Raw genomic sequence first — 13286 nt, forward strand, 5'->3', positions numbered from 1 at the left:
GGTGGTAAGGATGTGTGGTAGGTTTACTCTGCACGCAACCATAGAAGAGCTGTTTGATCAGTTTGAAATTGACCAATTGTTTGCGGAATATCAACCACGATATAATATTGCACCTGGCCAGAACGTGCTAGCCATTATTCATGATGGTCAAAAGAAGCGGGCTGGTTACTTAAAGTGGGGACTTGTGCCAGGGTGGGCGAAGGATCCGAAAATTGGATATAAAATGATTAATGCCCGTAGTGAATCTGCTCATGAAAAGCCGAGCTTTAAGAAGCTACTCACGAGTAGACGTTGCTTAATCATCGCCGACAGCTTTTACGAATGGAAGCGAGAAGGGAAACAAAAGCAACCGAAACGAATTGCGCCTAAGGGTAGGCATTTATTTGCGTTTGCGGGTCTATGGGATAAGTGGTCAAATGAAAAGGAAGATTTGTTTACTTGTACCATCTTAACTCAAGATGCAAACGAGTTTATGAAAGGTATTCATGACCGGATGCCAGTGATTCTTCCGAAGGATAAGGAATCAGAGTGGATTGAACCGAGAAAGTGGAGTTCAGAAGAAGCGAGCCAATTTCTTGCCCAAGTAGGAATGGAAGAATTACATGCTTATGATGTAAGCGATTATGTGAATTCCGCAAAGAATGAAGGCGAAGCCTGTATCGCACCGCTTTTATAGGGTGCCTGTCACTTCCCGAAATGTGTCGAACCTTCGACACATTTCGGGAAGTGACAGGCACCTTTCAATTTTTTTTGAAATGTTTGTAGCCTTTGTATGTCTTTTGGTCGTCTATACTTTGGATGCATCGGGAAGGAGGGAGAGAACGATTCATGAGGAACGACTTATCAAGAAAATATTAGCTGGTAATCAACAGGCACTGCGTGTCCTTATCGAAACATACAAGCAGCATGTTTTTAATATCACATACAGTGTGTTGCGAGACCCGCAGGAAGCGGAGGATGTGGCACAAGAAACGTTTATCAAGATGATGAATTCTCTCCCTAGCTATCAACATCAGGGCTTCAAGACGTGGTTAGGCAAAATTGCGCTTCATAAAGCCATTGACTATAAACGGAAGAAGCAAAGGGCAAAAGAAGATCTCACCTATTTTGATAAGGAATATGCACTTCCGACCATAGACAGTACGGAAGACAAAGTCATACACGAGTCTTTACGCAAAAGGGTTCGAACAGCAATTGGCGAAATGCCAGAAACACTTAGGCTCACAGTTTGGTATTACTACATAGAAGACCTCTCCTATCAGGAGATTTCTAAAAAGCTAAGTATTGAGGAAACAACGGTAAAGATGAGATTATATCGAGCAAGAAAGTGGATGAAGGATAATTGGAAGGAGGAGGATTTTTTATGGAACACCTAAACAAAGAAAGGGTTTTGGCATATATAGCAGACTCCTTATCAGAGGAAGAACATGAAACAATCGAACAGCATCTATATAGCTGTGAATCTTGCATGAACACGTATTTAGAAAACATAGAGTTTAGCACCCCTGATTACGTAATTAGTGAAAGCTTTACCGACAAAACAGTAGCATCCATCGAAAGTTTATACTCAATGGTTCCGAAAAATCCAACCGTAAATTCCAATACGAAAAATAAAACATTCGTTCACTATATCGTAGCAGCATCCTTAACCCTTATCTTGTTTATGTCCGGCGTATTTCAAAATGCTTTAAGCATAACGGATGGACCAAAGATCGAGAAAGATACACCGTTCACACAAAAGATAATGGAGCAAACAAGTGGATTTGTAGATAGATGGCTAGAGGAGGGAAGAAAGTAATGAAAAAATCACCGCTATTCGCAATGTTATGTAGTGTTATACCGGGAGCGGGACATTTATATTTAGGCAAAAAAATGAAAGGGCTCCTTTATTTACTTTTGTTTCTAGGATCGTTTTCATTCGCTTTGTTATTCATGACTATCGATTACTACGGAGCTGAACCGCTATTATTGATTCCTTTATTTATATGGGGAATTAATGTTTTGGATATGATCGTTACCTTAATGTATCGTCCTTCCATCCCCGCAACAGTAGAAAGTGAGAGGCTTCAGGAGAAAACGAAACAGGATAGTCGACGTTTTTACACGATATTGCTCTCTTTTATTCCAGGGGCAGGGCATTTTAATATAGGTTTAAACCAGCGAGGACTTACGTTTTTAGTCGGCTTTTTCGGAATTGGAACTATGGTGCTTTTCGTTTCTGTAGTGACTAATCAGGGAGGGTTCATGGTATTTCTGTTGGCACTTCCAATTATTTGGATTTATAGCTTGTTTGATGCCATCCAGCATCTAACAAAGATAGAGAACGGAGAGAAAGTGGAGGATAGAACCGTTCTAGATGATTTTAATCATCTTCGAGAACAAGGGAAAAAGAGTCGTATGCTGGCTACTGTACTCGCAATTTTTCCTGGTGCTGGACATATGTATTTAGGTCTTCAAAAACGGGGCATTCAATTGATGATTGCATTCTTAATGGCGATTTACGTATTAGACGTGTTGCGTTTATCCATTTTCCTTTTCTTAATTCCGATTATTTGGTTTTTTAGCTTTTTTGATTGTTTACAGCAAGCCAATAAGGTGGAAGCGGGAATTGTAGAGGATGCCCCTGTCGTTGATTATTTTGTGAACCATCAAAAATGGATTGGAATTGCTTTGTTATTTTTAGGAGCGTTCTATTTGTTCGATTCTATCCTAGTTCCAACCTTGTTATATGAGGTTTCTGCTGTGCTAGAGGTGGACTTAGCCTATTACTATCACAATTATTTTCAAGGAATTGTAGTTTGTATTCTACTCATAGCCGGCGGGATAAAGCTGATTATGGGTTCTAAAAAGGGAGATGCGGCAAAATGAGACAATGGCGTGTAGGTACAACCTCAATGGGTGTGGCCTTAATTGGTCTCGGTATTGTATTGTTTTTAACAACTTTAAACGATTGGAATATGTCCGTTATTTCACTAGCATGGCTGCCAATTATCATGGTGATTCTAGGGCTTGAAATTATTGCTTACTTAGTGCTTTCGAAAAAGGAACAGCCGATTGTGAAGTATGATATATTATCGATTTTGTTTATTTCTGTGCTAGGTGTAATGGCTATCTGTTTATTTGTTTTATCTTCTTCTGGTTTGCTAAAGCAATTCACGCAGCTAGTTCAAGCGAAGGAAAGTCAAACTGCACTTCCTAAGGTTGAAGAAGTTGTAGGAAAGGACATTAAGCAAGTCGTCATAAAATCGGATGAGGGAGATGATGTGACGGTTGAGGGAAATAATTCTGATCAGCTAGATATTTTTGGAACCTATGAGTCGACAACGATGGATGATCCAATAAAAAAAGAAGACTATGTGAGTATTTCGAAGTCTGGAGATACACTGTATGTGCAAGTGCTGAAGGCGCCGGAACAAGAATGGATAGATGACGGCTGGTCGAGGTATCAGGTTACGGTTTCCGTCCCTGTCATACTGGGAGTGGAAGTGCGATCCTATGTGAATCAGGTACATATTCCTGTGAATGTAGTTCAAGGAGATTGGTATATTGAATCTGCACAACAAGTCATAGCGAGTGGGTGGGAAGAACCGAAAGCTTCATTGGTAGCCTTTGCTTCTGATTTAGAAGAGCTTACATCAGTGGATTGGGACAAGAATGCAGAAGTCCCACCGAACGAAGAATGGGGACGACCATCTGATGTCTTGTCCTTACAAAAGAATGTCGATAAAACATCAACGGAAATCTCAATTGTCCAAACAGAACGTTTAATAGTAAAAGAATAGAAAGAGTGTAGGAAAAAGTATAATACGCTAACAAAATCCGAACCTTTATTCGTGTTTCTTTCAAAAGATTCGAATAAAGGTTCGGATTGTTTTCTCCTGCTTATTTGTTGATTGTCAGTCCGACGCTGCGAAAAGCGGTTGTATTCTGCCGTAGCGTTGCATAAAACCTGATCGGTTCTAAAGCAATAAGTTTAGTTTTGTCACCTATTCACTCTTTATTAACTCGCATTGCTTTGAGCCCGTTCTTGCGCTCTTTCTTCACTTGCTACTTTAAAGAAGCGCTTCGTTTCGGCTGCCACAACACCAGATAAACCGAGCAGCCCTATTAAGTTAGGGAATGCCATTAGTCCGTTCATAATATCTGCAATTCCCCAAACCGCATCAAGACTTGCGACAGCTCCTACTAACACGAAAATAACGAATACCGCACGATAGTAAGAAATCGTACGATCACTAAATAGGTAGCTAAAGCACTTTTCTCCATAGTAGGACCAGCCTACAATGGTAGAGAATGCGAAGAAAATAGTTCCTAGCGTTACAATATACATCCCAGCATCACCTAGGAATAAGGAGAAGGATTCGGTTGTTAAAGCTGCTCCATCTAAGCCGCCAGCGTACATGTCTGCCATAACAATTGTAAGGCCAGTAATCGTACATACGAGAATTGTATCAATAAAGACTTGTGTCATAGAGACAAGGGCTTGACGTGCTGGATAATCTGTTTTAGCCGCTGCAGCAGCAATAGGTGCAGAACCAAGACCAGCTTCGTTGGAGAACACTCCACGTGCTACCCCATAACGAATCGCCGTACCAAGCAAGCCACCAGCAACTGCATTACCAGTAAAGGCGTCTGTAAAAATAGTACTAAAAGCAGCTGGCACTAAATCAAAATTAAGAAATATGATGATAAGTCCGCCTAGAATGTAGAAAATGGCCATGATTGGAACGAAAAACGAAGTGACGCGTCCAATACTTTTAACTCCCCCTAAGATTACAATTCCTGCTAACACAGCAAGTGTGACACCTGTTATCCAAGTTGGAATACTGAAAGATGATTCTAATACATCGGAAACCGTATTGGATTGCACCATATTCCCGATACCGAAAGCCGCAAAAGCACCGAAGATTGCAAACAATACCCCGAGCCATTTAGCGTTTAAGCCTTTTTCTAAATAATACATCGGTCCACCAGACATCTCGCCACGACTGTTGGTCACGCGGTATTTTACGGCTAATACTGCTTCCGCATATTTGGTTGCCATTCCAACTAGTGCAGTAAGCCACATCCAAAATACAGCCCCTGGTCCACCTACAACAACAGCTGTTGCTACACCAGCAATATTACCAGTTCCGATTGTAGCTGCCATTGCGGTAGTCAATGCTTGGTAATGACTAATGTCCCCTTGTGATTTTTTATCTTGTTTCCCTGGACTAAATGCTAATTTTAATGCATAGGGAAGACTACGAATCTGTAGAAATCCTAACCGAAGTGTTAAGTATATCCCAGTTCCGACGAGAAGAATAAGTAAAGGTGGTCCCCAGACATACCCGCTAATCTTATCAATAAACGCCATAAAATGTTCCATCAAACTCCCCCTTTTATAATAGTCCGTACAATTAGAATTTTCCGAAAACTATTACAAAAAGTCAAGTCTAGTTTGTGAAAATAGGGTTTTATGCTTATAGGAGAAAGGAATAATGTATAATTGTTTTCAGTAAGATAAGGAGGGGTATTGCTATGATAAACGTATTATTTTTATGCTTGGGGAATATATGTCGATCACCGATGGCAGAAGCAGTCTTTCGTCACATGATAAAAGAGGAAGGTTTGGAGCAGAATATAATTGTCGACTCGGCAGGAATAGGGGATTGGCATGAAGGTAATCCTCCTCATCGTGGGACGCAAAACATATTGAAAAAGAACCAAATATCTTTTGATGGGATTGTAGCTCGTCAAATTAAGAAGCAGGATAAGGATGATTTTCATTACATCATCGCGATGGACGACCAAAACATTCACGATTTAAACGAGATGATTCCTAATATGCAGGGGGTCATTGTCAGGAAATTAACGGACTATGTAGCGGATGAGTCTGTGATGAGCGTGCCAGATCCATACTTTACTGGGGATTTTGACTACACGTATGAACTTATTAAGGAAGGTTGTCGCACATTTCTAGAACAAATTAAGCAGGAGATAAGAAAAGAGGGATAGTATGGGAAGAAGTAAATTAATGAAAGGAATATTCATAGGAGCAGCTGTAGGTGGTGCTCTGTCTCTATTGGATCGCGACACTAGAAAAGAAGTATCAAACCATGTGAAAGCCATGATAAATACTAGTAAGTACTATAAAAACCATCCTACGGAAGCATTGCAAGATGTCCAAGCCTTTTACTCTAATATCATGCAAAAAGCATCTGTATGGACGGACAATTCGGTTGACATACTTAAAGATGTGGAAGACTTTTTGGAAAAAGTAAATAACATCAGTAACCGTTCTGATAACTCGTAACGAGAGAGGAGGAGAGGTTTGCGCAATATAACATCATTTATACGCAGCTTAATAAAAAGACTTATAGAAGATGATGTGTTTGGGTTGGCTGCCCAGCTCGCCTATTTTTTCTTGCTTTCATTATTCCCGTTTTTATTATTCTTGTTCACATTAATTGGGTATTTACCTTTTAATCAACTTGATATTCTCCATTTGATTTCAGATTATGCTCCACCAGAAATAGTACATATGATTGAGACTAATTTAAGCGAACTAGTGGAGCATCGGAGTGGTGGTTTATTATCAATTGGTATTATCGGTACTCTATGGTCTGCCTCCAATGGAATTAATGCGATTATTCGTGCTTTTAATAAAGCGTATAACCTGGAGGAAGACCGATCTTTTATCGTGTCTCGACTCATCGCTATTGTACTAACCATTTTTATGATTGTTGTCATTGTCGTGGCTTTTCTCTTACCGATCTTCGGCCGAGCGATTGGAGTTTACGTATTTTCTATATTCGGATTATCAGCAGGATTTCTACAAATATGGGAAGCACTCCGATGGGGGGTATCCTCTGTTGTCATTATCATCGTGTTGCTTGCCCTTTATAAGCTAGCACCGAACAAACGGATAAGGATGAAAAATGCGGCTGTCGGCACTGTTTTTGCGACGCTAGCTTGGCAATTAGTTTCCTTAGCGTTTTCTTATTACGTTGGTTCTATTGGGAATTACACAGCAACGTATGGCAGTCTGGGAGGGGTCATTGTATTAATGATTTGGTTTTATCTTTCCGGGATCATCATTATTACAGGCGGAGAAATAAATGCGTTGCTTCGTGAAATGAGACATAAAAAACAAGATAAAGCTTAAACGAGAGCACAATGTTGTATCGTGCTCTCGTTTTTGAATTAGGTTAAGTATGCGGATTAGATAGTGAGATGTCACACGAGTTATCGATCTAATCCTAGTCTGTTGACGAGCCATTCTGACCTATCGCAACCAGGTATTACCAACCGCGCATAGTCTCTTAACCCAATTTGAACGAACATACACCCCAGCAATAACGGGGTGCATTCCATAATTTTTCTATTTAGATAACAACCTCAACCCATTCAATATAACTAGAATCGTACTACCTTCGTGTCCAATCACGCCAAACGGTAAGTCAATCCATTGGGCAAAATTACTCGCAATCAATAATAAGATGACGGCGGTTGAGAAAAATAAGTTTTGCTTAATGATTTGATTCATTTTTTGAGACAAATCAATAGCATGGGCAATCTTAGTTAAGTCATTCTTCATAAGGACTACATCTGCTGTTTCTAAAGCAACGTCCGAGCCTTCTCCCATTGCAATTCCTACATGGGCTGTTGCCAACGCGGGAGCATCGTTTATGCCATCTCCTACCATCGCTAGCCGTTCGTGTTGATAGGTTTTAATATAATTTACTTTATCATCGGGAAGGCAGGATGCGACATACTCTTCGATACCTGCCTGTTGTGCAATTGCTTTAGCTGTTTCCGGTTGATCTCCTGTTAACATGACGGTACGTATTCCGTGTTTTTTTAACGTTTGAATCGCATCAACCGCTTGAGATCTAATGGTATCCTGTAAAGCGAATAGACCGATAATTTCATTATTTCGACTAACAGCTACAACCGTTTTTCCTTCTTTTGCTAAACGGCTTACTACACCATTTTCAAAGGATTGAATGGCTTGCTCTCCTAGCAGCTTTGCATTTCCAATCTTCCAAGACTCTTCCTCTACAACCGCTTGTATGCCTTTCCCGCTAAAGTCTTGAACAGAATTTACATTTGGTAGGTTACATGAATGCTTTTCTTGTGTAGCTTTTACAATAGCTTTAGCAAGCGGGTGGTTAGATTGACGTTCAATTGCTTCTATTGTCGCATATACAATAGGATCTTCTTTTGTAAAAATGAAATCAGTCACAATCGGTTTTCCGTTTGTTAACGTTCCGGTCTTATCGAAAACAATTGTTTCAATATTAGCAAGCTGTTCTGCAAACACACCACCCTTGAATAAAATTCCTTGTTTAGCTCCTCTGGAAATGGCAGAGAGGGTTGCCGGCATAATGGAAGCGACAACTGCACATGGAGAGGCTACCACAAGTAGCACCATAGCTCGGTAAATCGTTTCGGACCAGCTCCATCCTAAAACAAAATGTGGGACGAACATCATAAGTGCAACAGTTGCTAAAACAATATATACATAAAGGCTTTCAAAGCGTTCAATCATTTGTTGGGAAGGCGATTTGTGATCTTGTGCAGATTGCACCATGTTGATAATCTTTTGAAATAAAGATTCACTTGCTGGTTTTGTCATTTCTACTTTAATGCTTGCTGAACCATTCACAGTACCAGCGAAAACAGTGCTTCCAATTGCTTTCGGTACAGGAATGGCTTCCCCGGTAAGCGCACTTTCATCTACGTCTGTTTCTCCTTGCAAAACGATGCCGTCAATTGGCATCCGTTCACCCGGTTTTACTAAAACTATATCTCCTTTTTTTAGAGCGGAAACAGGAACCATTTCCTCGGTGCCATCGGTTAATCGTAAAGCTTCCTCTGGTTGTAAGGCGAGTAATTTAGAAAGCTCTTTTTCGTTTTTGTTCATCGTATAGGTCTCAAGTGCACCAGATAAGGCAAAAATGAAAATAAGAATAGCGCCTTCTGTCCAGTAACCGATACATGCGGCACCTATTGCGGCGAGTACCATTAACATTTCAACATTTAACGTCTTGTGTTCCAATGTCTCTTGAATTCCTTCTTTCGCTTTCGCATACCCTCCAATGAGGAATGCAGCTAAATGTAGGACAACCCAGCTATATTCTGAAATGGTTTCCTCATTGGACCAAGCCAATAAAACGAAAAATCCACTAAGAAGTGCAGCAATCAACTCCCCATGTTTTTTTAACTTGGGCCCTAGATTAAAAGACGGTTTTATCCACTCAGGATGATTTCTTCTATTGGAAAGGGATGGTGGTAAACTCATATTAATTCCTCCTCTATTTGAGAATAATACCCATTCTTATTTAGAATAATTATAAATAACTTTATAAACTGATAATACCAGTTATTAATAATAAGTCAATAGATTAGAATTATTATAATTTAATCACGCTTTAGTGAAACAGAGTAAAATAGTTTTAGAAACAGGATGCGAAAATGTTGAATTAATAATGATTAGCTGTTATATTCTTATGGAGAATTATATATATAACAATAAAAAGATAGGTGGGGTTAGAAAAAGTGAAAAAAGGTTTCGTTTGGATTTTGTTGGCAGGTCTTTTCTTTTTAGCGGCATGTGGAGCTTCTGAAGATGGGGAAAAAAGCTCCGGAGAAAATACAGAAGCAACAGATAGTAAGTGGAGTGAAATAGAAAAGGCTGGAGAATTGGTTGTCGCAACCTCTGGCACATTATTCCCGGCATCTTACTATCCAGAAGGATCAGATGTATTGACTGGATACGATGTAGAGATTATGAATGAAATTGGAAAACGTCTAGACTTAGATATTAAATATGAAACAATCGGTGTGGATGGCATGCTTGCGGCCGTTAACAGCGGTCGGGTAGATATGGTTATTAATGATATGGAAGTTACGGAAGAAAGACAAAAGAAATTTTTATTTAGTGAGCCATACAAGTACTCCTATTCTACCATGATTGTACGAGCGGAGGACTTGTCCGGTATTGAAACGCTAGAAGATTTAAAAGGGAAAAAAGCTGGTGGTGGAGCAACTACTGTATTTAGTCAAATCGCAGAGCACTTTGGTGCAGAAGTCGTGACGTATGGAAATGCGACGAACGATGTTTACTTACGTGATGTAGATAATGGAAGAACAGATCTTATTATTAATGACTATTACTTGCAAAGCTTAGCGTTACAGGCAATGCCAGAGTTTGACATAGTCTTGCATCCAGATCTTAAGTTTCACCCAACAGACCAAGCGATTGTGATGCCTAAAGAGGCAACAACGTTAAAAGAAAAAATTGATGGAGTGCTTCAAGAAATGAGAGAAGACGGCACGTTAACAAAACTATCTAAGGAGTTTTTTGGTGGGAAAGACGCATCTAAAGAGCCAGAAGAGGAAATCACTGTAATCGAAGGCCTAGATCTTTAGGTGATGGATGATGTTCGAGAATTTAACATTTGGTGGATTTTTTGATGTGAAACTAGCTTGGGAAAGCCTTCCGTTTCTGTTAACAGGGCTTCCTTTAACATTGGCTATCTCTTTTCTTTCGATGGGGATAGGTCTTGCATTAGGCCTATTCCTTGCTTTAGGAAGGAATTCTCGTTATTTCTTTTTTAGGTGGCCAGCAAGAGTGTATATTTCATTTATGCGTGGGACACCGATACTTGTTTTTTTATTTATCTTATATGTAGGTTTACCCTACGTCGGAATTGAATTGTCCGGCTTTACGGCGGCCACACTCGGCTTTGGGTTAAATAGTGCAGCTTATATTGCAGAAATAAATCGTGCGGCATTAAACAGTGTACCTAATGGTCAATGGGAATCTGCTCGCGCATTAGGGTTCAAATATTGGTCCACGTTAACGTCCATTATTTTACCGCAAGCAACAAGAATTGCGATTCCTCCACTAACAAATGTGTTTTTGGATATTGTAAAAGCGACATCCCTTGCAGCGGTAATCACCGTCCCGGAGCTTTTCCAGAAAGCGCAAATCGTCGGAGGACGGACCTTTGACCAGATGACGATGATGGTGCTCGTTGCACTTATTTATTGGCCGGTTTGTTCGATTATTGCTATGTTTCAAGAACGTTTGGAGAAGCGATTTAGTCGCTATGTATAATAGAAAAGCTCCTTCCTGTAAAACGGAAGGAGCTTTTTTCAGTTAAAGAGCGTTTACCATAGCAGGCTTCTCTGTTTTCTTCCCTGCGATGGCAACAAATACGACAAGTAATAGAGCCATGATGACATAGAAAAAGGATGAATTCGGCAACACGTCTATATATAAGCCACCTAAGTATGGCCCTGAAATGCTCCCGATGCTAAACGCAATTCCACACATGATATTCCCAGCTGGTAATAAAGTCTTCGGTAAAATGTCCGTCATATAGGAAATACCTAACGAATACACAGATCCAACTAACATACCAGCCACTGAAAAGGAAACCAATAAGCCAATTGCGGAATGTTCGACAAGTGCAGTAATATAAAACGTAAGGATCCCGCCACCAATAACGAAAAGTAATAATTTTCTTCGCCCAATCTTATCGCTTACTATTCCTAGTGGGATTTGAGTAATCATGCTGGCGGCTGCGAAGCATGGCAGGATAATGGAAAGCATGCTTACATCATGACCGAGCCGCAATCCGTATATAGGAAAAATACCATTAAGCGTTGATTCTAAAACTCCGTAAGCAAAAGGTGGTAGTAGAGATACCCAGGCAAGCTTCCACGTTTTCCAGAAGCGCCCTAAGGATGTTTTGGTCCCTGTTGTTTCCACTGCTTCTTCCTTCGTCCATTCATTTCGAACAAACCACATGAGTATCCATACAGATAAGCATAATAGAGACGACAAGATAAAAGGTAGGCTCTCATGAATCTTTAATAATTGGGTTGTCGTTGGTCCAATTGCAAACCCAAGGCTAAAGAATAGACCGTAAAAAGAAATGTTCCTACCTCTTTTCTCTGCCGAGGAAGACGTAGTAATCCAAGTTTGCGTACCGAAGTGAAGCATATGATCTCCAATCCCAATTAGAATACGTAAAATAAACCAAAACCAGAGGGCTTGCCATAAAGGAAAAATAGCAAGAGATACAATGACTAAAGCACCACCAATAAGAATAATTGGTTTATAGCCTAATTTTTGCATTGGTTTTTCCATAAAAGGAGAAGCTATAAGTACGCCTATGTATAAACCAGTAGCATGTAATCCATTGACAGAGGATGAAACACCGTTTTGTTCTAAAATAATGGCCAATAAAGGTAATAACATTCCTTGTGAAAATCCGGATATTGTCACTAAGCTGATCAGTATCCAAAAACGAACACTTTTTATCTCCATACACGTTCCTCCCGTAACCACACAAGTAGTTACAATTTAATACGTTCCGTGAAAAAGGTCAATGGATATGCCAGAAGGAAGAAATAGCCTGCATAACATAAAAACGTGACGAAAATAATAAGGGAAAATAAATAATGAAAGGATTGGGACGCATGAAACAGAAATTTACGATTGCTATTATCGCGTTATTGTGCACTGTTTTAGTTCCTTTTTCAGTTGGAGCTAAAGAAGAAAAGCCCAAAGAAGACAACGCTAAGAATGAGCTTCCGAGTCATGTTTTAAATATTTCAAAAGAAAATACGTATCCAAACTCCACAAAGGATGAGGTTACGCTAGAAGCAAGTGACCTTGTAAAAGAACTTGTGGAAGGTTCAGAAGTGAAAATTGAAAATCCAGACTTAATCAAAATGTTAAACGAGACATCATTGGATCCATCTCCAATCGCATTTGGATATCGTGGAATGGTGTACTTAGGCCATTGGCCGTTAAGCTATGAATCAACAGAATCTAATATTAACTGGGAATATCAGAAGGTGAACACAAATGAATTAAATAACCTTGGTGGAAAGAAACAAGAAACGATGAGCTATAATCAACAAGAAGAGAAGCACGTCAAAGGTGGTTTGACGGCTAAGATTGATAAACCAGACCAAATTAAACGAATGATGATCTTGGATGCTAAGAAAAATATTGAATTGCCGTTATCTTTTCATACCGTTGTAGGGAAGGATACGAAAAAAGAAAATTCCTATTCCGTACCAATGAAAAAAATTGGGAAGCTAGATGCTTACGCTCCGGCGGTAAGCGAAAAAGGGAAGGTTACATTTGGTGAAGTTTATCTAAAACTAAAAGGCTCAGATAAGGAAAATCGTTGTTAAAAATGTAACGAAGCAAGGAATTGGCGCGTGGATCCCAATTCAAGATCATTTATCTTTTTCCTTTAACTTAAAATAGTTCAAAA

13 protein-coding genes and 1 pseudogene are annotated in these 13286 nt (G+C 39.7%); 11 read left to right on the top strand and 3 right to left on the bottom strand.

The features are described from left to right. The first annotated feature begins 10 nt into the window (after positions 1-10). The 5 genes from FN924_RS03460 to FN924_RS03480 all read left to right on the top strand — a co-directional run bounded on the left by FN924_RS03460 (position 11) and on the right by FN924_RS03480 (position 3782). Positions 11-676, top strand: a complete 666-nt coding sequence (locus tag FN924_RS03460; RefSeq protein WP_143892080.1) for an SOS response-associated peptidase — start codon at positions 11-13, stop codon at positions 674-676. 118 nt (positions 677-794) lie between these two features. Then, positions 795-1376 (top strand): RNA polymerase sigma factor, encoded by a 582-nt coding sequence (locus FN924_RS03465; protein WP_228409549.1) that lies wholly within the window; start codon positions 795-797, stop codon positions 1374-1376. Beyond that, positions 1364-1798 carry a zf-HC2 domain-containing protein gene (locus FN924_RS03470; RefSeq protein WP_143892082.1) on the top strand — a complete coding sequence of 145 codons (435 nt, stop codon included), beginning with the start codon at positions 1364-1366 and terminating at the stop codon, positions 1796-1798. The genes FN924_RS03465 and FN924_RS03470 overlap by 13 nt, the downstream gene beginning before the upstream one ends. Beyond that, entirely contained in the window at positions 1798-2868 is a 1071-nt protein-coding gene (locus FN924_RS03475) for a DUF6677 family protein (RefSeq protein WP_143892083.1), read from the top strand. Before FN924_RS03470 ends, FN924_RS03475 begins: the two co-directional genes overlap by 1 nt. Further along, positions 2865-3782 (top strand): hypothetical protein, encoded by a 918-nt coding sequence (locus FN924_RS03480; RefSeq protein ID WP_143892084.1) that lies wholly within the window; start codon positions 2865-2867, stop codon positions 3780-3782. Before FN924_RS03475 ends, FN924_RS03480 begins: the two co-directional genes overlap by 4 nt. A 218-nt stretch (positions 3783-4000) precedes the next feature. Here the strand turns inward: FN924_RS03480 and FN924_RS03485 are convergent, their stop codons facing one another. Further along, on the bottom strand, positions 4001-5368 hold the full coding sequence (locus tag FN924_RS03485; protein WP_228409550.1) for an alanine/glycine:cation symporter family protein: 1368 nt from the start codon (positions 5366-5368) through the stop codon (positions 4001-4003). Positions 5369-5520: 152 nt separating this feature from the next. Here FN924_RS03485 and FN924_RS03490 point away from each other — a divergent pair, with 152 nt between their 5' ends. The 3 genes from FN924_RS03490 to FN924_RS03500 are packed head-to-tail and all read left to right on the top strand — an operon-like array spanning position 5521 to position 7147. After that, complete coding sequence (locus FN924_RS03490) at positions 5521-5997, top strand: low molecular weight protein-tyrosine-phosphatase (protein ID WP_143892085.1); 477 nt, start codon at positions 5521-5523, stop codon at positions 5995-5997. A 1-nt stretch (position 5998) separates the two neighbouring features. Beyond that, on the top strand, positions 5999-6295 hold the full coding sequence (locus FN924_RS03495; protein WP_143892086.1) for a YtxH domain-containing protein: 297 nt from the start codon (positions 5999-6001) through the stop codon (positions 6293-6295). Between the two features lie 18 nt (positions 6296-6313). Further along, positions 6314-7147, top strand: a complete 834-nt coding sequence (locus FN924_RS03500; protein WP_143892087.1) for a YihY/virulence factor BrkB family protein — start codon at positions 6314-6316, stop codon at positions 7145-7147. A gap of 216 nt (positions 7148-7363) precedes the next feature. Here FN924_RS03500 and FN924_RS03505 read toward each other — a convergent pair whose 3' ends face one another. Further along, positions 7364-9286, bottom strand: coding sequence for a heavy metal translocating P-type ATPase (locus FN924_RS03505; protein WP_143892088.1), 1923 nt, complete (start codon positions 9284-9286; stop codon positions 7364-7366). 257 nt (positions 9287-9543) lie between these two features. Between FN924_RS03505 and FN924_RS03510 the strand changes: the two genes are divergently transcribed. Beyond that, positions 9544-10416 carry a transporter substrate-binding domain-containing protein gene (locus FN924_RS03510; RefSeq protein ID WP_143892089.1) on the top strand — a complete coding sequence of 291 codons (873 nt, stop codon included), beginning with the start codon at positions 9544-9546 and terminating at the stop codon, positions 10414-10416. Between the two features lie 10 nt (positions 10417-10426). Continuing rightward, a complete protein-coding gene (locus FN924_RS03515) occupies positions 10427-11107 on the top strand; it encodes an amino acid ABC transporter permease (RefSeq protein ID WP_228409551.1) in 681 nt (226 codons plus the stop codon). A gap of 42 nt (positions 11108-11149) precedes the next feature. On the opposite strand, the gene FN924_RS03520 is transcribed toward FN924_RS03515, so the two are convergent. Next, positions 11150-12325, bottom strand: coding sequence for an MFS transporter (locus FN924_RS03520; protein WP_143892091.1), 1176 nt, complete (start codon positions 12323-12325; stop codon positions 11150-11152). A gap of 152 nt (positions 12326-12477) precedes the next feature. On the opposite strand from FN924_RS03520, the pseudogene FN924_RS03525 reads away from it, so the two are divergent. Next, positions 12478-13279: pseudogene (locus FN924_RS03525) on the top strand (YfkD family protein). The last annotated feature ends 7 nt before the right edge of the window (positions 13280-13286 follow it).

The sequence above is a fragment of the Radiobacillus deserti genome (assembly GCF_007301515.1).
Lineage (GTDB): Bacteria > Bacillota > Bacilli > Bacillales > Amphibacillaceae > Radiobacillus > Radiobacillus deserti.